16 protein-coding genes, 7 pseudogenes and 1 riboswitch are annotated in these 20,846 nt (G+C 59.9%); of the genes and pseudogenes, 9 read left to right on the forward strand and 14 right to left on the reverse strand.

From position 1 onward, the window contains the following. The first annotated feature begins 243 nt into the window (after nucleotides 1-243). Together EJ067_RS10625 and metE are read left to right on the forward strand one after the other, a co-directional pair. Nucleotides 244-1,017: an HAD-IIA family hydrolase gene (locus EJ067_RS10625; protein WP_126078983.1), complete on the forward strand. Its 774-nt coding sequence runs from the start codon at nucleotides 244-246 to the stop codon at nucleotides 1,015-1,017. 755 nt (nucleotides 1,018-1,772) lie between these two features. Continuing rightward, nucleotides 1,773-1,973: riboswitch (cobalamin riboswitch) on the forward strand. 89 nt (nucleotides 1,974-2,062) lie between these two features. Continuing rightward, nucleotides 2,063-4,417 (forward strand): 5-methyltetrahydropteroyltriglutamate--homocysteine S-methyltransferase, encoded by a 2,355-nt coding sequence (gene metE / locus EJ067_RS10630; protein WP_126078984.1) that lies wholly within the window; start codon nucleotides 2,063-2,065, stop codon nucleotides 4,415-4,417. Between the two features lie 728 nt (nucleotides 4,418-5,145). Here metE and EJ067_RS10635 read toward each other — a convergent pair. Both EJ067_RS10635 and EJ067_RS10640 read right to left on the reverse strand, forming a co-directional pair. After that, nucleotides 5,146-5,394, reverse strand: coding sequence for a DUF982 domain-containing protein (locus EJ067_RS10635; protein WP_126078985.1), 249 nt, complete (start codon nucleotides 5,392-5,394; stop codon nucleotides 5,146-5,148). A 265-nt stretch (nucleotides 5,395-5,659) separates the two neighbouring features. Continuing rightward, complete coding sequence (locus tag EJ067_RS10640) at nucleotides 5,660-5,962, reverse strand: DUF982 domain-containing protein (protein ID WP_126078986.1); 303 nt, start codon at nucleotides 5,960-5,962, stop codon at nucleotides 5,660-5,662. Between the two features lie 241 nt (nucleotides 5,963-6,203). Here EJ067_RS10640 and EJ067_RS10645 point away from each other — a divergent pair, with 241 nt between their 5' ends. Beyond that, entirely contained in the window at nucleotides 6,204-6,665 is a 462-nt protein-coding gene (locus tag EJ067_RS10645) for a MucR family transcriptional regulator (RefSeq protein ID WP_095811547.1), read from the forward strand. A 165-nt stretch (nucleotides 6,666-6,830) separates the two neighbouring features. Here the strand turns inward: EJ067_RS10645 and EJ067_RS35280 are convergent, their stop codons facing one another. The 4 genes and pseudogenes from EJ067_RS35280 to EJ067_RS10665 all read right to left on the reverse strand — a co-directional run bounded on the left by EJ067_RS35280 (nucleotide 6,831) and on the right by EJ067_RS10665 (nucleotide 11,373). Further along, nucleotides 6,831-7,097 (reverse strand): cold shock domain-containing protein, encoded by a 267-nt coding sequence (locus EJ067_RS35280; protein ID WP_348639285.1) that lies wholly within the window; start codon nucleotides 7,095-7,097, stop codon nucleotides 6,831-6,833. Nucleotides 7,098-7,871: 774 nt separating this feature from the next. Continuing rightward, nucleotides 7,872-8,864 (reverse strand): adenosine kinase, encoded by a 993-nt coding sequence (locus EJ067_RS10655; RefSeq protein WP_126078987.1) that lies wholly within the window; start codon nucleotides 8,862-8,864, stop codon nucleotides 7,872-7,874. Between the two features lie 98 nt (nucleotides 8,865-8,962). Next, nucleotides 8,963-10,129, reverse strand: coding sequence for a methionine adenosyltransferase (gene metK, locus EJ067_RS10660; protein WP_126078988.1), 1,167 nt, complete (start codon nucleotides 10,127-10,129; stop codon nucleotides 8,963-8,965). Nucleotides 10,130-10,184: 55 nt separating this feature from the next. Beyond that, nucleotides 10,185-11,373 (reverse strand): annotated as a pseudogene (locus EJ067_RS10665) (aminotransferase class I/II-fold pyridoxal phosphate-dependent enzyme). 1,295 nt (nucleotides 11,374-12,668) lie between these two features. Here EJ067_RS10665 and EJ067_RS10675 point away from each other — a divergent pair. The 4 genes and pseudogenes from EJ067_RS10675 to queC all read left to right on the forward strand — a co-directional run bounded on the left by EJ067_RS10675 (nucleotide 12,669) and on the right by queC (nucleotide 14,731). Continuing rightward, nucleotides 12,669-12,989, forward strand: a complete 321-nt coding sequence (locus tag EJ067_RS10675) for an iron-sulfur cluster assembly accessory protein (protein ID WP_126078989.1) — start codon at nucleotides 12,669-12,671, stop codon at nucleotides 12,987-12,989. A 26-nt stretch (nucleotides 12,990-13,015) separates the two neighbouring features. After that, nucleotides 13,016-13,474, forward strand: coding sequence for an iron-sulfur cluster assembly scaffold protein (locus tag EJ067_RS10680; RefSeq protein ID WP_126078990.1), 459 nt, complete (start codon nucleotides 13,016-13,018; stop codon nucleotides 13,472-13,474). A 288-nt stretch (nucleotides 13,475-13,762) separates the two neighbouring features. Then, the gene (locus tag EJ067_RS10695) at nucleotides 13,763-14,005 is read left to right on the forward strand and encodes a 6-carboxytetrahydropterin synthase (protein ID WP_126078992.1); all 243 of its coding nucleotides are present in this window, start codon (nucleotides 13,763-13,765) and stop codon (nucleotides 14,003-14,005) included. Nucleotides 14,006-14,009: 4 nt separating this feature from the next. Further along, nucleotides 14,010-14,731 (forward strand): annotated as a pseudogene (gene queC, locus EJ067_RS10700) (7-cyano-7-deazaguanine synthase QueC). Nucleotides 14,732-15,098: 367 nt separating this feature from the next. Here the strand turns inward: queC and EJ067_RS10705 are convergent. Beyond that, nucleotides 15,099-15,467: a hypothetical protein gene (locus tag EJ067_RS10705; protein ID WP_126078993.1), complete on the reverse strand. Its 369-nt coding sequence runs from the start codon at nucleotides 15,465-15,467 to the stop codon at nucleotides 15,099-15,101. Here EJ067_RS10705 and EJ067_RS10710 point away from each other — a divergent pair. After that, nucleotides 15,389-16,466 (forward strand): annotated as a pseudogene (locus EJ067_RS10710) (IS256 family transposase); the annotation flags it as partial. The gene EJ067_RS10705 and the pseudogene EJ067_RS10710 overlap by 79 nt on opposite strands. A gap of 157 nt (nucleotides 16,467-16,623) precedes the next feature. Here EJ067_RS10710 and EJ067_RS10715 read toward each other — a convergent pair. After that, complete coding sequence (locus tag EJ067_RS10715) at nucleotides 16,624-17,139, reverse strand: DUF2285 domain-containing protein (RefSeq protein ID WP_189343230.1); 516 nt, start codon at nucleotides 17,137-17,139, stop codon at nucleotides 16,624-16,626. Nucleotides 17,140-18,332: 1,193 nt separating this feature from the next. Next, nucleotides 18,333-18,513 (reverse strand): annotated as a pseudogene (locus EJ067_RS35285) (IS91 family transposase); the annotation flags it as partial. Nucleotides 18,514-18,516: 3 nt separating this feature from the next. On the opposite strand from EJ067_RS35285, the pseudogene EJ067_RS35290 reads away from it, so the two are divergent. After that, nucleotides 18,517-18,707 (forward strand): annotated as a pseudogene (locus tag EJ067_RS35290) (IS110 family transposase); the annotation flags it as partial. Between the two features lie 61 nt (nucleotides 18,708-18,768). Here EJ067_RS35290 and EJ067_RS35295 read toward each other — a convergent pair. The 5 genes and pseudogenes from EJ067_RS35295 to EJ067_RS10740 all read right to left on the reverse strand — a co-directional run. Further along, nucleotides 18,769-18,882: pseudogene (locus EJ067_RS35295) on the reverse strand (transposase); the annotation flags it as partial. Further along, nucleotides 18,854-18,940: a hypothetical protein gene (locus EJ067_RS35800; protein ID WP_292278680.1), complete on the reverse strand. Its 87-nt coding sequence runs from the start codon at nucleotides 18,938-18,940 to the stop codon at nucleotides 18,854-18,856. The pseudogene EJ067_RS35295 and the gene EJ067_RS35800, both read right to left, overlap by 29 nt. Nucleotides 18,941-19,003: 63 nt before the next feature. Then, entirely contained in the window at nucleotides 19,004-19,408 is a 405-nt protein-coding gene (locus EJ067_RS35300; protein WP_245467218.1) for a hypothetical protein, read from the reverse strand. Between the two features lie 582 nt (nucleotides 19,409-19,990). Then, nucleotides 19,991-20,323: pseudogene (locus EJ067_RS10735) on the reverse strand (transposase); the annotation flags it as partial. 193 nt (nucleotides 20,324-20,516) lie between these two features. Then, nucleotides 20,517-20,750, reverse strand: coding sequence for a helix-turn-helix transcriptional regulator (locus EJ067_RS10740; protein WP_126078995.1), 234 nt, complete (start codon nucleotides 20,748-20,750; stop codon nucleotides 20,517-20,519). Nucleotides 20,751-20,846: the final 96 nt, after the last annotated feature.

Genomic DNA, 20,846 nt, shown 5'->3' on the forward strand with positions numbered 1-20,846 from the left:
TGTGCATCAGGTGCGCTGAGACAGCGAAGGTAGTCAACCCGACGATGCAAGACGTCCGCACGGCGAATTGGCGCACCGAAACGTTTACGCCGCAACCTCCTTATTGCCGCACGGCCCACTGAGCCCCCTTCGCGCATCGCTCTGAATCGGTACAGTCGCCGGCATTCCCGCCTGGAGAAGATTCAGTGACACAAGACGTGCCCAGGCCGCGCATGCACGAAAGACATTGAGGGTTGAGATCCAATGATTATAGCGCATCTGCTCGACATGGACGGGGTCCTGGTCCGGGGCGGCCAACCGATTTCTGGCTCGGTCGGCTATGTTGCCGGGCTAGTCGCCAAGGGTGAGCCCTTTCAGATCTTCACCAATAACTCGCGGTTCACGCCAGAAGATCATGCCGAGCGTCTAAGAGCGGTTGGCTTCGCCGTGCAGCCAGAGCACATCTACACATCGGCGCTCGCCACCGCGCGGTTCATGGCGCTGCAAAAGCACCGATCAACTGCCTATGTTATCGGCGACCACGGTCTGGTCGAGGCCCTGCGGCAGGCAGGCTGCCGAATAACAGAGTTTGCCCCCGAATTCGTGGTCCTCGGAGACACCACGTCGTACCACTACGAGCAGATCGCAACTGGCGCTGAGCTTGTGGCGAAGGGCGCGCGCTTTCTCGCCACCAACCCGGATGCCACTGGCCCGACCGAGCGGGGCTCCCATCCGGCGTGCGGGGCTGTCGCGGCACTAATCGAGAAGGCCACCGGCCGTCAGCCCTATTTCGTCGGGAAGCCGAACCCGTTCATGATGCGCGACGCGCTCGACCGGCTGGGAGTTCGAGCTGTCGATACCATCATGGTCGGGGACCGCATGGATACCGACGTGCTCGCGGGGCTGGAATCGGGCCTGAGAACAGCCCTTGTGCTTACTGGTGTGACCAAGCTGGCAGACATAGAGCGGTTTCCATTCAGACCGGACTACGTGGTCGAGTGCCTTGCCGATCTGGGCCAAATCATAGCGAACCAATAAGCCGAACGCACCCCTACACGAAGACCGAACGCTCCTCTACGTTCCGCATGCCGGCCGTCAACCTGGGCAATGATCGGGAGGAACAGCCGGCCCGCATCCAGAAAAGAAGTGATAAGCGTGACAACTTAGTCGAAGTGCACCCATGTAGGGCAAGCAAGTTCATTGTGAGCTTCACTGCTTTGGTTCTGCACGTTCCAGCGATCGCACCGGAATTGATCCGGTGATTGGGTGCGCCCGTTGTCGGATCGTCGACGATGTCCGCAATGTCACACAATGCTTTCAGAGCGATTGCATCGTTCCTAACGATTTTCCCAGTTGGCACGACGATGCGTTCTCTGTGCAAGAGCACTGCGACGCGGCCGACCCGAGAAGGCACCACCTGATGATCACGCCGTTCCAACAATAGGGGCGCCGCCTCCAACGAGCGCCGATCAAACGGAAGCCATCGCGCTTTCATTCGTCTGGTTGTCCGGACATGACGAATTCGATTTCGGGCCAAAAGTGAGTGCACCCGATGACCCCCATGTTTGTGGAAGGCGAACGGGCACTTGCGTCGACGGCCGGCCAGTCGGCAAACACCCTGAAGCACTTCGGTGGAGCGCAGTTCGAGCGCGACGGGGCGGCGCTGAATGCCTTTCGACCGACCCGACCCTCGTAAGCGGCTTTGGGCGAAAGAGACCGATCAGCGCAAGGTGTTACTCGCATAATCACATAAACATCTCGTTATATGGTATTGACAAGGATCGAAGCGGCTGTGATTGTACGCATGTCATGGTTCTTCGCGCGGCACTGCCGTAGCGGAGCTAAGAGGGAAGCCGGTGCGATGCCGGCGCTGCCCCCGCAACTGTTAGCGGCGAGCCAAGCCCATTGATGTCACTGAGGCGAACGGCCTCGGGAAGACGGGCGGAGGCTTTGACCCGCGAGCCAGGAGACCTGCCACGACGAACAACGTCCACGGGCGGGGTGTCTGGTGGTCGCGGTAGCTCGGCTTCGTGCCGCCTATTCGCGGGTTCCTTGTCCCCCGCCCCAACCATCGGGGTATGGCATGACTGTCTCTCAACGAATTCCTGTAGCAACGCTCGGCGTGCCGCGTATCGGTCGACGGCGGGAACTGAAATTCGCGCTTGAAAACTACTGGTCCGGAAAATCTCGCGCTGCCGATCTGCTCGCGACGGCGAAGACGCTGCGTGCCGCTAGCTGGAGGGAGCAGCACGATCGCGGCGTGTCGAAAATCCCGTCCAACGATTTCTCGCTTTATGACCACGTGCTCGACACAGTCGCCATGGTCGGCGCCGTTCCGGCACGATACGCCTGGACTGACGGCGAGGTCCCACTCGATATCTATTTCGCCATGGCGCGCGGCAATCAAGGTCAGGCCGCGGATTGTGGACCTGCCGGTGACGAGCCTGCGGCCAATGGGCAGGGCCTTGCCGCGATGGAAATGACCAAATGGTTCGACACCAACTACCACTACATTGTGCCGGAACTCAGGGACGATCAGAGCTTTGCCCTCTCGTCGGCGAAACCGGTCGATCATTTCCTCGAGGCCAAGGCGCTCGGCATCCACACTCGCCCGGTCCTGCTTGGACCGGTTACCTTTCTCAAGTTGGCGAAGTCACCTGAGGAAGGTTTCAACCCTATCGCGCTCCTGCCACGGCTGCTGCCCGTCTACGAGGAACTCCTGCAGAGGCTAAAGCTCGCGGGAGCCGATTGGGTGCAGATCGATGAGCCGGCGCTCGTGCTCGATCTGATTCCCAACGAACGGGATGCGCTCCAATTCGCCTACTCCCGGCTGTCGAAAGCAGCACCCGAGTTGAAGATCATGGTCGCTACCTATTTCGGATCGCTGGGAGACAATCTCGAGACCGCAATTTCTCTGCCCGTGGCGGGACTGCACGTGGATCTCGTGCGCGCTCCAGAGCAGTTGGAGGCCGTCGGCCGGCTCGCGCAGAAGGAACTTGTGCTCTCGCTCGGGCTGATCGACGGCCGCAACGTCTGGCGCGCGAACCTGCCTGCGATATTTGACCGTATCAAGCCGATCGTCGCCGGTTGGCCGCTGGAGCGGGTGGAGATTGCCCCGTCCTGCTCGATGCTGCATGTGCCGATCGACCTGGACTTGGAGACGGCACTCGATGCGGATGTGAGGTCGTGGCTCGCCTTCGCAGCGCAAAAGACCGACGAGCTGGTCGTGCTCGCCCGTGCCCTGGCCGAAGGCCGGGACGCAGTGGCCGCCGAACTGGAGGCGTCGGCTGAGGCTGCCGCCGTTCGCGCGACATCCGCCAAGGTGCATGATCCGCTCGTCGAAGGCCGGGTCGCCAGGATCAAGGTCGGCATGACGCGCCGGAAGAGCGCATTTGCCGGCCGCTCCAAGCTTCAGGCCGACGTGTTTGGCTTGCCCCCCTTCCCCACCACGACGATCGGCTCCTTCCCGCAAACAGCCGAGATTCGCAAGGCGCGGGCAGCTCATGCCAAAGGCCAGCTGAGTTACGTCGACTATGAAGCGTTCCTGAAGAAAGAGATAAAAGCCGCCGTTCGCTGGCAAGAAGAGATCGGACTCGACGTGCTGGTCCACGGCGAATTCGAGCGCAACGACATGGTGCAATATTTCGCCGAGCAGCTCTGCGGCTTCGCCTTCACGCAACACGGGTGGGTGCAAAGCTATGGCTCGCGCTTTGTGCGACCCCCGATCATCATTGGAGATGTGTCGCGACAAAATCCGATGACACTACATTGGTGGCGATATGCCCAGTCGCTAACGCTGAAGCCGGTGAAAGGCATGCTTACCGGTCCCGTGACGATCCTCAATTGGTCCTTCGTCCGAGACGACCTTCCGCGCTCAGCCGTCTGCCGTCAGGTCGCGCTCGCCATTCGCGATGAAGTGAGCGACCTTGAAAAGGCCGGCGCTAAGATGATCCAGATCGACGAAGCCGCACTGCGCGAGGGCTTGCCGCTGCGCCAGGCCGACTGGGAGGCCTATCTCGACTGGGCCGTCGAATGCTTCCGGCTGGCTTCAACGGCCGTCGAGGATGCGACCCAGATCCACACCCATATGTGCTACTCCGAGTTCGGCGACATCGTGGACGCTATCGCCGCAATGGATGCGGATGTGATCTCCATTGAAGCCTCGCGCTCGCAGATGGAACTGCTCGATACGCTTCGAACCTTCAAGTATCCGAACGATATCGGACCTGGCGTCTATGACATTCACTCGCCGCGGGTCCCGGAAGTGGGCGAGATTTCCAACCTCATCATGCTTGCGCGCGATCGATTGTTGGATGACCAACTGTGGGTGAATCCCGACTGCGGCCTCAAAACGCGCAGATGGGAGGAGGTCCGCTCTGCCCTGGTGAACATGGTGGCTGCGGCACGCGCAATTCGGGAAAAAGCGCAAACGGCGTAGGACTCGGTGACACTTGCCGGCGGTGAGCGGCGACGCTGCACCCCGGGCGAAGTAGGTTGAGGAGGCTATCCGGCTCACCCAAAGAAATCGACCTGCCGCCGACCGAAGCGCCTCCGTAAGCTTGGTCTGGTCGGGCCTTGTTATGGCGCGGCCACGCCAGCTGTTCCGAAGGCGGGCGTTGGCGGGCGATCGAAGCAGGCCGGCCCTCAAATGAGCCGGCCAGAGATCAGACGGCTGACCCCCAGCGGTTTCGGACTACTCCGGATTTAAGCTAGTCCAATATCACTATCATCTTTCCGATGCGATCGCCGAAACCTCCGTTCCGACATCGGCGACCATCGGGAGAGGCATCGGCGATCACGCGGGGCCGGTCCAAGGGTGTTCCGGGAAACCGGATGCAGGGCTAATCTGGGGGGAGGTTCAAACGGCACTTCTGTTGACTATCGTGACAGTATCGACGCTCCGCCATCTGCAGTCGGCCAACTCTCGCTCAATGGCCCGTCTGCCTCTGTCTCCAATTACGATCGCCGCGCAGGCGAAGCCGAACGACCGCAGCTTGGCTGGCGGACCCCTTGTGTTTTGATGTTGGAAGATCCCACGCGCGACCAGGAAAGCCATTGCGGAAGTAACGGGGTTGGCTTGCTCCTGGCGGATGCCGGCAGGGATGTTCGGACCGTGGCCAACAGCGATGCGCAGAGGGCCGAAATTCATGAGCGGCGTCATAAATCTCAATCGTTGCGCAGAATGCGTGCTTCGAGCGCGGCTGCGACGAAAGCTCGTCGAGCGGCTGGCGCATGGGTCTTACCGCGTAACACCTGCAGACAGACGTCCATCGCTATTCTGCGTTTATCGGTCTCATTATGCAGATCCCGCAGCAAGATAGCGGCCGCGTCGTTGACGTCCACCACGATGCGCTCTGAGCTGCGGCGGCTGACCTGAACAACGACTGGCCTCTCAAATCTGATCAACCCGGTCATCCCCCCTCCTCCACAGCCACTATGCGGCAAACTGCCCCGGTCGTATTTCTTTACTCAGTCGAACGCGACCGATGCACCTGCACCACTGAGGCTGGCCATTCACGACCAAGCGATCGCCATGAGCTGCGTCTGGCCATAGTCAGGTTGCGTGCGATCTGCACTTTTGTAGTCGGCGGTGAGGAACTGCTTCTCATTCGCGCGGTCTAGCCGTGAAACTCGGACAATAGTGCACTGTTTGACGCGCCTTGCCAGACGTCGTCGAGGTCTACACCTGCACTTTTCCACTGCCCGATCTGCAGGCAGCAATCCACTTCATCGCCGAGGTTGGATCTTCCAATATGTCGACCCGTTTCGCAAAGCCGAAAAAGGCATTGCGAGCCGTACTTACCGGCTTGCGCCCATCGTATGCATCGTAGCATGCCCTCAGGGCGATCTCGTGGATCATGTCTCTGCGATCTTCAGGCCATTCATTGAGAAAATCGATGGCATCCGCAAGGCCGGCAATCTCTTGGATGATGTGCGTTGCGCGCTTCACGAAAAGGGGGTTGCTGAAAGCCTTAGCGTTCATTCGTTTCTCCGAACTATCCGAATAAATTTGGGTGAAGAGGCGCCGCATCGACGCGGCACAACCATGGCACAGCGGTGTTGTCAGGACGATGACGGTTGAAGAGTTATCCTGCGACTGCGGCCGGGTGTGTAGCGATCCGCGAACAGATCGTGCAATGGCTTGGTTGCCATCAAAGGCGGCCGTCACTATTAAGCTATGAATTGATTCCCCACGCCTAGTCTAAGTCCGCAGGAGCGTTTTCATGACCGAAGAAACTGAGACAGCTGATAACCTTATCGAACTCACCGCCCATGTCATCTCAGCCTATGTTTCGAACAATCCTGTTCCCGTCAGTGAACTGCCTGGGCTTATCGGCCTGATCCACATCGCATTGAAAGCCACTGCCGGTGGTGCAGCACCAGAAAAGTCGGAACCTCTCAACCCTGCCGTACCGATCAGAAAATCGGTTACACCCGATTACATTGTCAGCCTTGAGGACGGTAAGAAGTTCAAGTCGCTTAAGCGTCACCTGGCTACCCACCATGGCCTTACGCCCGACGAATATCGCGCGAAATGGGGGCTGCCGGCGGACTATCCCATGGTGGCGCCAAACTACGCTGCGGCCCGCTCGGCATTGGCCAAGACCATGGGTCTGGGCCGCAAGCCGAAGGAACCGGAAACGTCGGCACCTGCCAAGCGTGCCCGCAAGAATGGCGCAGCCTGACTGCACTTTTAACGATCGACCAAGCCGATGCGGCATGATTTCGCACCTGCGAGAGATGATTTGTGCATTGCAATATCGGCGGCTATCGGTATGATCATGTTGTCGGCCATCTACTCCTCCCAGATGTGGTGCCGACGCTGAATGGGGCGCACCTCCTCCCGTGTCTCATTCGAAATCGAGCCCGCTGCCACCTCCTCCCGGCAGCGGGCTTTTTCTTTGTCTAAGACGCGATTTCGGTCTTCGACCAACGCATGGGTCTAGCGAGCGGATGCTCCGACCCTCCGGGCCTTTCTTGCCCTGCCCGCATTGGACAAACACCTTCTGACCCTCCATCAGCGTGCTCAGTCCTGAGCGGGTCAGCCCGGTGGCATGAACGAAGATATCCTTCTCACGGTTTTCAGGAGCAAGGAAGCCGAAGCCCTTTTTGCGGATTGTACCACTTTACCGTGCCCTCGCTCTCCAATTGGGCACTCGTCCGGCGGCGGGCTCTCCAGCGCTACGCGTACGTAGCTGAGTTTCGCGGTCTGATTACCGACCTCCAGCACTTGAGAGACGGTGACCTCTTGGACCTTCTCCCAGTGTGGCCTTGAGACGCGTTTCTTCGGAAACACCGGGCTTCCCGGCCGCCTGCAGCACGCGGATGTGTCTCTATGCCCTCGGGCAATTTGACAAAGCCAAAACCCTCGCCGGTGCTGAACAAGATCACGTCGGCGTCGACAGCTGGTGTGGTTACGGTGGCGAACGCAGAAATAGCTTGGCTCGGAAGACCGTTCCGCAAAAGAAACCGTGTCATCGTCATAGCGATGCCGGCTTGGCTCACGACGGTGCTTATGTTTGCTCATGATCGTCCGAGTGGCTTGAACAGCGCACTGCGCTCCCGGCAAGATAATCTCAATCGGGCGATACGTTCATTTCAATTCACGAGTCGGCCGCTTACCCGCTGTATCGCACGGCCGACCTGTTGACACACGAGGTCGACCATCGCGGGTGAGCAAGATATGCAACGGGTCGAGCTACTGATCCGAACGCTTCCCCATATCGCACGGCAGAAGGTTCGCACTGGAGGGCGATACTCACCCTTTTCCATCGTGGCATGCCCCCGCGGCTGCTTCTCACGGGGATGCGCATCCGACATTTCGATTAAAGCGCACCGCTCCGCACGGTCCGCAGGAGGGGAGACGGGCAGCCCGTCGTTGAACCGCCCGGCTAGATCGACCCGGCTTGCTCGGCTTCCTGACGCAAACTCTGGCGCGGGCGAGGACCGATCTGCTGGATCACCAGCCCGGCGGCCAGCGAGCCGAGGTCGCCGCAATCCTTGAGGCTGCGCCCGGTCGTGTAGCCGTAAAGGAAGCCGGCGGCATAGTAATCGCCGGCGCCGGTCGTATCGACCAGTTCCTTGATCTTCGTCGCCTCGATGATGACGGTCTCGTCGCCGCGCACGATGACCGAGCCTTTCTCGGAACGGGTGACGGCAGCTATTTTGCAATCCTTGCGGATGGCGTCGAGCGCCTCCTCGAAGGAAGCGGTCTGGTAGAGCGACTTGATCTCGTGGCTGTTGGCAAAGACGATGTCCACGGTGCCTGAGCGCATCAGCTCGAGGAACTCGTCGCGGTAGCGGTCGACGCAGAAGGAATCCGACAGCGTCATCGACACCTCGCGGCCGGCCGCATGCGCCAGTCTTGCAGTCTGGCGGATGGCCTCCTTGGCGCGCGGCGGATCCCATAGATACCCCTCGAAATAGGTCACCCTGGCGCCGGCGGCCTTGTCTGCCTCGACATCCTCCGGGCCAAGCTCGACGCAGGCGCCGAGATAGGTGTTCATCGAACGCTCGCCGTCGGGCGTCACGAAGATCATCGAGCGCGCCGTGGGCGGCTGGCCTGTAAGCGGCCTGGTGTCGAAGGCCACGCCCTGGGCCTGGATGTCGTGCGTATAGATCTCGCCCAGCGCGTCATTCGACACCTTGCCGAAGAAGGCGGCCCGTCCGCCGAGGCTGGCGACGCCGGCGGCGGTGTTGCCGGCGCTGCCGCCGGAAGCCTCGATCGCCGGCCCCATGCGGCTGTAGAGCAGTTCGGCGCGCCTGGCGTCGATAAGGTTCATCGCGCCCTTGATGATGCCGTTGGTCTCGAGAAAAGCCTCGTCGCATTGCGCGATGATGTCGACAATGGCATTGCCGATGCAAAGCACGTCATATTCCGGCATCAAAATCTCCGCCCAGAACCCACCCGGCTATCTGGCATGCCGGCCGGGCCCGGGTATAGCGAGTTGAAATGGATTGCCGCATTCGCTTGAAACGGCCCTCACGCAGCCGCCGGTCCTGCTTCACGCAGCAATTCGTCGGCTCTGTCCGTCTTTTCCCAGGTGAACTCGGGCTCTTCACGGCCGAAGTGCCCGTATGTCGCGGTCTTGCGGTATATCGGGCGTAAGAGATCAAGCATCTTGATGATGCCTTTCGGTCGGAGATCGAAAAGCTCAAGAATAAGGCGCTCGATCTTTTTTTCCTCAATCCTTGCGGTTCCGAATGTGTTGACCATGACAGATACCGGACTGGCCACGCCGATCGCGTAAGCAAGCTGAACCTCGCAGACCTCTGCAAGGCCGCTGGCAACGATATTCTTTGCGACGTACCGCGCCGCATAGGCGGCCGAGCGGTCAACCTTGGATGGGTCCTTGCCCGAAAAGGCGCCGCCGCCGTGACGCCCCGTTCCACCGTAGGAATCGACGATGATCTTGCGTCCCGTGAGGCCGCAGTCGCCGGCAGGCCCGCCGATCACGAACCGCCCTGTTGGGTTGACCAGAAATCTGATCCCCGTCGTATCCAAGTAGGGCGGCAAGAGCGGCTTAATGATCTCCTCAATGACACCTTCGCGGACTGTTTCTTGGGAGACTGCCTCGTCATGCTGCGTCGACAGGACTATGGTATCCAGCGCCACCGGGCGGAGACCCTCGTAGCGTACGGACACTTGAGATTTCACATCCGGACGCAGCCAGCCAAGCTGTCCCGTTTTTCGGACCTCTGCCTGTCTTTTCGTCAAACGGTGAGCGAGTTGGATCGGCAATGGCATCAATGTTTCCGTCTCGTTGCATGCGAATCCAAACATGAGGCCCTGATCCCCTGCCCCCTGCTCGAGATCCTGCCCTCGTCCTTCGTCAACTCCCTGGCTAATGTCGGGCGACTGCTCGGTGAGAGCCAGAACGACGGCGCAACGTCGACCGTCAAAGCCTATGGCATCGTCGTCATAGCCAATATCGAGTATCGTATCGCGGGCAACCTGGCTGTAATCGATCTGGGCATGGGTGGTGATCTCGCCAGCCAAAACGACCATCCCTGTCTTCACCAACGTTTCACAGGCGACGCGCGCCTTCGGGTCGGTCCGGAGAATGGCATCGAGGATGGCATCTGAGATGTTCTTGTCGGGGTGTCCCGCGCCGACGGATTCGGAAGAGAACACGAACTGCCTGGTCATGTATGCCTCGCTTCAAGTGTTGGGGTTAGCTGAGGAGTTTATGGACTGGGGTGGCTTATCGGTCGGTGATGCCGGGGACCTCGAACGCAGTGCAGAAGTTTGCAACCTTTCTTCGTACGCTCGCATGAACCTCCTGGTCATCGGGCTGGCGGCAGACCGAGTCGATGAAATCGGCGATTTGCGCCATCTCCGTCTCGCGCATGCCCATGGACGTCACCGCTGGTGTCCCTAAGCGAATGCCGCTTGTGAGCGCCGGATGCCGCCGGTCGCCCGGCACCATATTGCAGTTCGTAATGATGCCTGCCCTTGCCAGGCGATCGGAATACGCTTTGCCTGACAGCGGCCGGTTCCGAAGATCAACGATCAGCATGTGATTGTCAGTGCCCCCGGTGACGAGTTCATAACCTCGCTCCAGAAGCGCCTGGGCCAGAGCCATGGCGTTGTTGACGATCTGCTGACCGTAGATAGCGATCTTCCTTCTTCGACAGAATAAAGCCTCGACGGGGCCCACGGATTGACTTACGAGACGTGCTGGTGACGACGTCGCAATGGGCCACGGGATTCGGATGCGCTCCGGCGACAATAAGGCCGCTGATGTGCGCAATGTCGGCCACAAGATAGGCGTTCGCCTCCGCAGCGATTTCGGCCATTGCCGCGTAGTCAAAAATACGTGGATAAGCAGTTCCGCCGACCCAAATTAGCTTCGGGCGTTCCCGCTTGGCTGTCTCGCGCAATTGGTCATAGTCAATTTGCTGCGTCTTTTCGTGCAGCCTGTACGGGACTCGCTGATAATCGGTGCCGTAGAAGTTGACCGCCCAACCGTGCGTCAGATGGCCGCCTTCGGGTAAAGGCAAGCCCATGACTTTGTCACCGGGGCTCAAAAGCGCGCGATAGATAGCCTGATTGGCCGGGGAGCCGGAATATGGCTGGACGTTCGCGTGTTCACAGCCGAATAGCGCCTTCAAGCGCTCGATAGCGACGTTTTCAAGCTCATCGACGATCTCGTTTCCGGCGTAGTAGCGCGCACCGGGGTATCCCTCGGCATACTTGTTGGTGAAAATCGACCCGGTCGCTTCCAGCACCGCTGAGGAGGCAAAGTTCTCGGAGGCGATAAGTTTGAGGGTTGTCCGCTCCTGGCGCTCCTGTCTTAGAAGCAGTTCGTGAACGCGGCAATCGACCGCGGCCAGGCTAGCCCGTCTGTTGGTATCGGGCCGCGCGATGGCGCCGTCGGCGGAGTTGTCCATGATAGTTGCGCTCCAGTTGGTTCTACTATTCCACGATCAAGCAGCAGTCCCGTTGGACAACACGTCTTGAACCGCCTCGAGCCGCTCCAGGTCCAGCTTATGACAGCCATCGTCGTGGGGGAGGAGAACGACCAAGAATTGAACCAACGCTCCGTCCTTGCCCCCTGCATTGAGATGATATGAGGACCAAGGACGTTGTCCGTTGCCGCAAAGAAATTCGGCTCTGGCCAGCAGCCGGACATGTCGTGCAACGCGCTCCGACGAAGATCGAGAATTTCCGCTAGCTCGAAGACAGTCAGGTCGGCATGCGCGCAAAGGCCCAGGATCCGAAGGCGATCAAGGTGTGCTGCTGTCATTAGGCGATCGACAAGCATCAACATTGGTAAGCACAACGCCTAACAATCGAACCCTGGTCCTGCTGGTTTTGTCATTTCGCGCCCTTCGCAACTGCTGTTCGGCGGCGGACAATAAAAGGACACCAGATTTCTGCCGCCACTCAAAGTTGTGGTGACACTACCACTGACATGGATTTGCGGCCGCAAAGATTCCATGAATTTCTTTGAAGGATCTGTTGCAACGTCTAAACAAGAACGCAACGAGATTGGCGAGGCGCTTGTAAGTCGGCAAGCTGGCGAAACGCTTGGCCAAAAGGTAGGCGATCGGCGCCACCTTTCACCAGGCGACGTTTTAAGCTGCATGGTGCACCTAATCCGCCATCCTTGATTTCGTGTAACAGAAGATCGCAAGCCGTCATGCCGACGTCAGCGCCAACGAGCTTGCGAACAGAGCTCCACCGCGTCAGATCGAGCGACGCTGTTCCCTAGGCGACCGTTGGCCCACCTCCTGGCTTCACGGTACCTATAATGCCTCAGTCGGCCTCGCGAGGTGACGGCCGCGCTGCAGGCCACGGTCCGAGCACGCGAGTGGTGTTCGGCACCCACCAGGTGACGCAGACTGCGCCTGCTTCGAGAAGGCGCAATCGAAGCGGCTATCAACCCGATGTTCGCACCGCACTGTGTGGTGACGATGGCGGCTTTTGGAGCGCAGCACGACTGAAATGTTCCCATCCGGTTCACATTCATATGATCGAAAACGCAGGCTGGCTCAGGCGACGACATTGGCGATCTGTCCGATGCCGCTTTTTGTACGCAAGGTTTCACTCAGTCGGACATCCGACAAATTGTTGGATGTGAGACAAGGGGCCAAATCAGCAACCCCGTTGTTTTTAATCCAATTTCCTATCTGGCACGTTCTGTGCAGCGTGGCTTGCGAACGCATAAGCAAGAAGATTGTCCATGATCACGCTCACTGAAAACGCCGTCGCCGCCGTCAAGGCCGCGCTTTCCCGCGCAGACGAACCGGCAGAAGGCTTTCGCATAATGGTCGAGGCGGGCGGCTGCGCCGGCCTCAAATACCAGATGGGCCTGGAAAGCGTCTCTCGCGAGGGGGATGCCATCATGGAGGCGAACGGGGTCAAGGTGTTCATCGACTCAAGCTCCCAGCCGCATCTCGCCGGCATGACCGTTGACTTCGTGACGAACCTGGAGTCCTCGGGCTTTGTCTTCGACAATCCCAATGCGCGGGACAAATGCGCCTGCGGCAAGTCCTTCGGCTAGGCGTCAGAACGACAAGGATCGGCGCCGTGCGGGATGATACCGACAACGTCTACCTCATCAGTGACAAGGTCTATTTTATCAACCCCAACAATGTCGGCGCTTTGGACATCCCCAAAGCGGCCGGCAATGTCGGCGCAGTCGCCTATGGCGATGGGCTCAAATTGACGATGGCTTTCGACCGTAAGACGCAAACGATCTTCGCCGCAACGTTCCAGACCTTCGGCCGCGGCTCGGACATAACCGCTTCCTCGCCGCTTGCCGAGTTCATCGTCGGCAAGACCATCGATGAAGTCCTTCAGATCACCGATGAGCACATCGCGGATTTTCTCGGCGCCATGCCGCACACTACATACTCAGCGCTCGACCGCCTCATTCTGGAGCGCGGCTTGCGGCTGATGAGCGAGTTCTTCCGTGCTGTGAGGCAGGCTTTCGAGGAGACGCCAGGATTCTCACGCCTGGTCCTCGTCAAGGGGTCATCACCATGAGCGACGTGATAGCGGCATTTCTTGTGGTGATAGGCTTCGAGGAACCAGAGATCCTTCCCCACCGCTTCCACCCGCCGAAACCTGATCCCGCGTGGAGTTCGGACGTGTTGGTTTTCCGCATCGGGCCCCGACGGTGGAACGAGCTGCAAAGCATGCGGCGGTACATTTCCCACCTTTTGCCGCGTCTCGTAAGCCGGCAGAAATGTTCCCTTGCTCGCTCCAAGGCCGCTTAAGCAATGTCATATGCGGTCAAGGAAATTTTCTACACTCTTCAAGCTGAAGGACGAAATGCCGGGCGGGCTGCCGACAGACAAGGGCTTTGTCATCGATTTCTTCGATGTTGAGGCTGTGTTCGGACCGCTTCTGCAACGTCTCGACCATCAGTATCTGAATGAGATTGTGGGTCTCGAAAATCCGAGCGCGGAAAACATTGTAGTCTGGATCTGGAACCAAACCAAGCCGCTTATTGGCCAGATGTGCTCGGTAACGGTCTATGAGACGCCGCTGTGCTGGGTTGAATACGAGGGTTGACCTGATGCAACGAGATTCGGGAACCGCACTCGTCCTATTCTCCGGCGGGCAGGATTCGACAACCTGGGCGCTGGAGAACTTCGAGCGCGTCGAGACAATCGGCTTCGCCTATGGGCAGCAGCACCGGATCGAGCTCGATGTGCGGCCATACCTGCTCGGGCGCATTCGAAAAGACTTTCCGGCCTGGGGTGGACGACTAGGCGAGGACCACATGATTGACATGACCGTGCTCGGCCAAATCAGTGATACCGCGCTCACGCGCGACGCCGAGTTCGCAGTGAACGCGAACGGTCTAGCAAATACCTTCGTGCCTGGCCGCAACCTTCTGTTCCTCAGCTTTGCGGCCGCGATAGCTTACCGGATCGGCGCCAAAACACCTCGTGATCGGCGTGTCCGAGATATCATTTCGGCTACCCGGATTGTCGAGATGACGCAGTTAAAGCGATGCAACTTCCCCTGAACCTTGGAATGGAGACGCGTTTCGTCATTCACACACCCCTCATGCGGCTGGACAAGGCGCAGACCTGGGCGCTGGCGGATTGGCTGGGTGGCGAGCCGCTGGTGAAGCTCATCTGCGAAGAAAGTCACGCCTGTTATAGCGGAGACCGCGAGCATCGACATGGCTGGGGTTTCGGTTGCGGGACCTGCTTCGAGTGTAATCTTCGCGCAGCAGGATGGGAGCATTCCGATCCCGCAAAGAGGCACCCTTGGCCTCCGGTGAATTGACGTGAGCGCCCGGATCCAGGCCGACGGTGGCAATCTGTTCCGTAGATCGTTTCCTTCTCTTGTGGTGTTCAGCACGACCAGGTACGCGCCTACGATGCCGTTTCGAAGGGGCTGTTCCATACCATCGACCTTGATGATCTTCGCCGTTCCCGTGGTGCGTTGGCAGCAAACATGGCGAGCAGGCTGCCGTTGTTATGCTTGATCCCGGTCGGACTGAGCGTGGAGCGTACTGCCGAGAAAAAGGAGGTTGTGGTTTCGGCGAGAGGCGGTTGATGCCGCAGTCTGCCCTTATGTAGAGATCGTCCATGCACGTCCATAACAAGCATGGCCGCACCCATCGGCATCATTGAAGCGACGAATGACGACCTCATCGGCAATCGATGCCGGCGCCTGCGTAAGCCGACGCGGCGCAGGCGCCTGCGGCGAAGCGATGTGCGGGTATCCCTCCCTGGCCTACCTCGGCCCAATCAAAGGATTCCTGATACCCGTCAATCGCGCCCTGCAAATGCGGCCAGTAGAGCACCTTGGCGGTGCTACACCGGTAATAAACCAGTTTTGCTTTGAGAAGGTGCCTCTCTTGCTTGCCCGCAGCGAATATCTCCGGCAAAAATTGGCTGCAGCGCGTCGCGCTCAGCGCTGGCTGGGCGGAGCTGGTCCGGGTTGCGAAGCCCAGCGAGCGCGGATCGTCTTGGACGATGTGGTGATCAGCCGCGGTTCTTGAAGCGCCAGGATTCATGTCCGATTTCGATAATCTGTGAGCTGCGGGTTCCGCAGGACCGGCAAGGGCGCTTCTCCACCGAGCTGTTTGAGCGCTAACCAGCGTTCCGAACGCGCCTTGGTGGCCACCCTTGCGGAAATGACGTGCAGGGCGTATTGACCCGCAAGGTCAAGGCGATCACCGAGGACTTGTGCGGCCATGTCTTCTCGGCCTCGTCGATCTCGGCCATCGACAAGCGGCTGTACGAGAGCCTGAAGGCCTTTGCCAAGCGGCCGCTGCAAGAGCCCCTTGCCTATCTCATCCTCGACCCTCGCTGCGAGAAGGTGCGTGAAGCCGGCATCGTCACGAGCCAGGCGGTGCTGATTGCGCGTCGGCATCGACTGGGACGGGCGGCGCCAGCTCCTGGCTGTGGAGATGGCCAATCGCGAGAGCCGTTTGGCCTGGAAGGACTTCCTCGTCGGCATGAAGGCGGGCGGCCTGAGGGGCGTCGAGCTGGTCGTCTCCGACGACCATGCCGGCCTGGTCGCGGCGATCGGCGAGGTGATCCAGGAAGCGGCCTGGCAGCGCTGCTACGTGCACTTCCTCAGGAAGGGACTGTCAGGAATGCGCTCGACCATCTGCCGCGCAAGCACGCCGATGACTGCCTGCAGGAGTTGCGCTGGCTCTATGACCGGCGCGATCTCGCCGATCCCGCCGCGTGGCTGGCCAAATGGTCGGCGCGCTATCCGCGGCTGATGGCCTGGGGTGGAAGAGAGCATCGACAGCACGCTGACTTGCTTCCGACTGCCGCGTCAGCACCACAAGCATCTCAAGTCAACCAACAAGCTGGAGCGCCTCAACGAGTAAATCCGCCGGCGCACCTATGTCGTACGCATCTTCCCCAACGCCGAAAGCTGCCTGCCCCTCGTCAGGGCGCTGGCTGTCGAGACCAACGAGAACTGGATGGAGGCCAACCGCTACATCAACATGGACGACCTGCGCGAGCACAAGAAGCTCGCTCTACGCCAAGCCGCATGACCAGCAGCATGGCCGCCCCTTTTTGCAGAACTTGACGCACACAACCCAAACAGAGCGCCCCCGAAGGCCCGTTGGCTGCCATGTCGACCAGGCCAATCGGTGGTGACGGTTCTAGCTCCGAACGATTCGCCGGTGACGCAGGGCGGACTCTCACTTTTTAAAGGAGGAAATCTCTGTACCCTCCGTTCATGAGCCAGCGGCCGCGAGAGACGGCGCGGCGAATGCGGTCGCGCAGATGGTTGCGAGGATCCCTCCAGTCGGCATGGACGCGCAGTTCACCAACCAGCGCTTCGGCGAGCTCGCGATGTGACGCTCCAGCAAGTGAACCGTCGAGCGCACGAAGAACGAAGGTCAAACGGGGACCGCGTCTTTCCGTCGGAAACAAGCGGGCGGGCAGGTGTTGACCCAGACTTAGAGCATTGAGGCACTCGAGCGCCCTCAGGCGGGGCTTCGAAAGCCTTGCTGGCCAGATCGCCTCGGTACGGAGGCAAACAGAGTGCAAGATGTCCGCGCCAGAGACGGCGAGCTGGAGCGTATGCTCCACATGGCGAAGAAGAACATGCTGGCTTTTGTCGGGCGACAGCACCACCGTCGCAGCACATGGCAATGCCGAGAGATCGAACGGCAATGTCGCCCACGATGCTGACAGCTGTTCTGCGATGACCGGCAGCACATGGACGCACCAGATTGGAGACCAGAATACGAGCGAATTTCGCCCATAAGCCTCGGCGAAACAGGACACCCCAGCGCGACAGGTCGCCGGCCGACGCGACCACCTCGAGAAAGGGGTGGTAGGACAAAGTTTTAGTCTGCTGGCTTGCAGCGGTCACTTCACGCCGAAATGCTGGATTGCGGCGCAAGAACTCCCAAGCCCATTCGCGCGGCGTCAGACCTGAGGTGTAATCGTATGATCTTTCATCGCACCAATCAGCCGGGCCTGTCACGAGAACTGTACGCACGACTGTGCTCCCGTGCCCGCCCCCAGGGAGGTCGAAACATCATGCCGCTTGGCAAAGCGCCGTCGGCGAAGGCACCATACCTCGATGGAGGCATTTCGTCGAAGCGTGTACCATCGGCACTTACGAGGGCAGAAGACGCCCGCAAACAGCGAGCAGACGGTCGAACCCGCGCAGCGACAGCCAGGGCAGCCGGAGCACGCCAAGGGAGTCGGTTTGATAGCGGTGATCGGCTCCTGCGTGGCGTTCCATACGTTCCTTGAAGGCGCAGTGGCGTGGCGGTGGATTGCACGCTCATTGTGGGCAACTTGTCGTAGCGCCGGCGCTATTAACTCAGTCATGGCAGGTCTCCTAAGGGGAAATTTCCGCCATTGGAGGCCAAGTTTCACGCCATGGCAGCCTGTATAGTTGTACAGGTTAAGCCGACTGTTCAGTCGAACGCAAAAACGACTTTCGAGGCGAGCAATCGCTCCTTTGGGTGGTGCCCACGGCAGCTGTTTGCGAGCGGCATGGAGATGGAGCGCGGCCAGGCTCCGCCTGTCGCGGCGGCAGGCGATTGCTCCAGGCAGAACTTGCCACGCCGCACTGTCCGTGGTTTGCGGGCAGCCAATGCGCGGCGTCAGCAAAACATCGCCGACCATTGGTCGTCTCGCATAGAAAGTCCGCCGAGCCGGAGCTCCCCTGTCTCCAGACCATATCGTACCTTGACCGGCGGCTCGCCAGCAGCTGAATGCCCTACCGGCCACTGCCATGTGTTTGCCCGATGCAGCTTGCTCGCGTGATCGACAGACTTCAGGAATACGATCGAGGGACGAGCAGCGAAGGTTGCTGGCAGGGCCTTGATAACACCAGGCAATAAGCAGTGCCCCATTCCTTGTCCTCGGATCTCCGCTTCTTTCCAGCTCGCGGCTAAAACCGCAGGCGCAGCCAGCTCGAGATGCCTGGGACCGGCGGCGATTGTGCGTAGCCTCTCGGCGGCCGCTTTGAACAGGATCGTGTAGAACCATCGCCTTGTTCTGGAAAGCGATCGCGGCGACCTCGGCCGGCCGCGTGAACACCACATGGAAGTAGGCAACCGGCAGCAACTCGTCCGTGTCGTCATGTCTCGTGCGCTGCGGCGCAAAGATGTGCTGGCATTCTTCGAGCGTCTACCGTCGTGCATATCGGCATCGAAGCATGCGGCTCGGATCATCATTGGGCTCGCGAACTGGCAAGTTTTGGCCGTGACGTGCGGCCGTTGCCGCCAGCGTATGTGAAGGCCTATGTGCGTCGCCAGAAGAACGACGTTTGCGTTGGAAGAAGAGGACCGCGTGAGCGCCGACAACGAGCAGCTTGCGCAGATATCGGTTTCCCATCTTGGATACTCGCCCCGGCCGCTCCTTTCCGCCTGATGAACTTTGCCGGGGCGTTAGCCCAAGGAAGGCCGCGAACTCACGCGAGCCCGAGAAGGGCGGAGATATCCTGGATACTTGCGACAAGCGCAGAGGCGGTCGCGGGACTGATGCCGGGAACGCTCATCAGACGGCGCGGGTCTCATCGGCTCTGGCGAGAGCCAGAATGGCCTGATCGCTTTGTCCGATCTCATTGATCGAGTTCGTTCAGCCGACGCACGACAGGCAACAGCGCCGAGCGTACGATCGCCGGGATCATGTCGTTGCTTTCCATGATGAGAACCGCCAGAGCACGAACATTGTTCGGTCCCTGCGCGGCGATGATCCCGATCTCGACCAGATGGCTGCGCAGGGCATTGAGCATTTGTGTACGCTGTGCCACCAAAAGTTCGCGCACCTTTTGGCGCATGAGCGCAGCCTGGCTCTCGACCGATCGCACCGGTACAAAGCGCATGGAGGGCCGCGTCACCGCCTCGCAGATGGCCGCTGCATCAGCATGCGCCCGGCGATGGCTTTTGGCTCGCACGTCAGTTCGGCTACGTTCCTGGCAGCGGCGCCAGATCGTCACGTGTTCTGAGCTTAGACCGGCGATCATCGGTCAGCCGGTCGACCATTTCCATGATGGCTTTGGCTAGGGCATCGGCCTCATGGGTCGAACTCAGCCGTCAGAGTAATTGCGTTTTTCCCTAGAGTGGCCAGCCGGCGCGCATTGTCTCGCGCGATAGCAAGAGCTGACATCAGAGCGCTGTTCTCAGGCCCGGCTTTGAGCTCGAGCAGCGTGATCTTCACCGTCGGCTTGCATCGGGCTTCAGCTTAAGCGGATCGGCGCCGCAGCCGTAGACCATCATGAGATCGGCCGAACGACAGTAGCGGACGTTGGCGGAAGTAGCGAGCAACTGACTCTTGGCTCAGAACGCGGGGGTCCGGCCGATCGAGAGGTCGGTTGTTCATTCTGATGATCGCGCATGGGTGGAGGCTGAACTGAAGGACGTCGGTGATCAAGCTCTGATGCGCGGATTGGTTTCCGCATTCCCGATTGTGCGTCCGGGGCTGTTCTTATCTTACCGCGGGCGTCGGTCGGTCGATCTGCCGGCCACAAAGCGTCTGACGGGCATTCCCCTGCCGTGGTCCCGCCCCGCCCATGAGCAAAGGATGTGTGTCGCCTGCAGTGACTAGATCAGGTTGCGTGCTCCTCCCTGGCAAAAGCCCATATGAAGCCGACCAGTTCGCGGGCTATAGCCGTGCAGACCACTGTCGTCTTCTTGCCTCGTGCGCTCAACATTCGATAGCGGGCCGTCAGTCGGGCCTGCGCCTTCCATGCGATCTCTCTCACCCCTGGCGGCGCCTGCTTCCGTCGATACCGCTTCTTCGCGCCGACCTTCGGCGCATGCGTATAGGTCCATGCGCTCTCAACAAGCATATGACGAACGCGGCCATTCCCTGCCTTGGTAATGCCGCCCCGTCTGACTGTCTCTCCGGTCGACCGCTCACCAGGAACAAGGCCAAGGTAATGCTCTATCCGGGATGCCGCGGCGGGCCTAGAGGGGAGTGCCGCCAGCCTGCGCCGCCGGGAAACGCCCAACATAGAAGAGCTGCGCGGCTCTGACGAGGCAGGGAGCCGAATGGCTGAGACCCCTGAGCTTTGCCTTAGAAAAGCGGCTCATTCGCCGGCAGCCGTTGCGCGGCGAAGGCACCGACGCTAGCTATGACCGTAGGCTCAACAGAATCTCGCAAGGATCCGCCTCAAGCACCACAGTTACGTCGAGAAACTCAATGATATCGAGACGCCGCTCTCCACCCTCATACTTGGCCACGAAGGATTGCGGCCGGCCAAGCTTCTCGGCCACCTGAGCCTGTGTCATGCCTTTGGCCTTGCGCAGCGATATCAACCGGGCCAGAAACCGCTGGTGGCGGGCAGATCGAAGTGTTTTGGGCATGTAGGCGAACCGGTGAGGTAAAGACCGGCTCAGCCACTAATCCCGGTTCCGGATTATCCCATTTTGGGATATGCTGTCTTGAATCCAGCTATCAAC

This window comes from Mesorhizobium sp. M1D.F.Ca.ET.043.01.1.1 (assembly GCF_003952385.1).
Classification (GTDB): Bacteria; Pseudomonadota; Alphaproteobacteria; order Rhizobiales; family Rhizobiaceae; genus Mesorhizobium.

Bases quoted from the DNA above. Each gene is read 5' to 3' on its own strand.
- EJ067_RS10625 (WP_126078983.1), top strand. From the start codon at position 244: ATGATTATAGCGCATCTGCTCGACATGGACGGGGTCCTGGTCCGGGGC.
- metE (WP_126078984.1), top strand. From the start codon at position 2,063: ATGACTGTCTCTCAACGAATTCCTGTAGCAACGCTCGGCGTGCCGCGT.
- EJ067_RS10635 (WP_126078985.1), bottom strand. From the start codon at position 5,394: ATGACCGGGTTGATCAGATTTGAGAGGCCAGTCGTTGTTCAGGTCAGC.
- EJ067_RS10640 (WP_126078986.1), bottom strand. From the start codon at position 5,962: ATGAACGCTAAGGCTTTCAGCAACCCCCTTTTCGTGAAGCGCGCAACG.
- EJ067_RS10645 (WP_095811547.1), top strand. From the start codon at position 6,204: ATGACCGAAGAAACTGAGACAGCTGATAACCTTATCGAACTCACCGCC.
- EJ067_RS10655 (WP_126078987.1), bottom strand. From the start codon at position 8,864: ATGCCGGAATATGACGTGCTTTGCATCGGCAATGCCATTGTCGACATC.
- metK (WP_126078988.1), bottom strand. From the start codon at position 10,129: ATGACCAGGCAGTTCGTGTTCTCTTCCGAATCCGTCGGCGCGGGACAC.
- EJ067_RS10675 (WP_126078989.1), top strand. From the start codon at position 12,669: ATGATCACGCTCACTGAAAACGCCGTCGCCGCCGTCAAGGCCGCGCTT.
- EJ067_RS10695 (WP_126078992.1), top strand. From the start codon at position 13,763: ATGCCGGGCGGGCTGCCGACAGACAAGGGCTTTGTCATCGATTTCTTC.
- EJ067_RS10705 (WP_126078993.1), bottom strand. From the start codon at position 15,467: ATGAATCCTGGCGCTTCAAGAACCGCGGCTGATCACCACATCGTCCAA.
- EJ067_RS35800 (WP_292278680.1), bottom strand. From the start codon at position 18,940: ATGAGCGTTCCCGGCATCAGTCCCGCGACCGCCTCTGCGCTTGTCGCA.
- EJ067_RS35300 (WP_245467218.1), bottom strand. From the start codon at position 19,408: ATGATCGCCGGTCTAAGCTCAGAACACGTGACGATCTGGCGCCGCTGC.
- EJ067_RS10740 (WP_126078995.1), bottom strand. From the start codon at position 20,750: ATGCCCAAAACACTTCGATCTGCCCGCCACCAGCGGTTTCTGGCCCGG.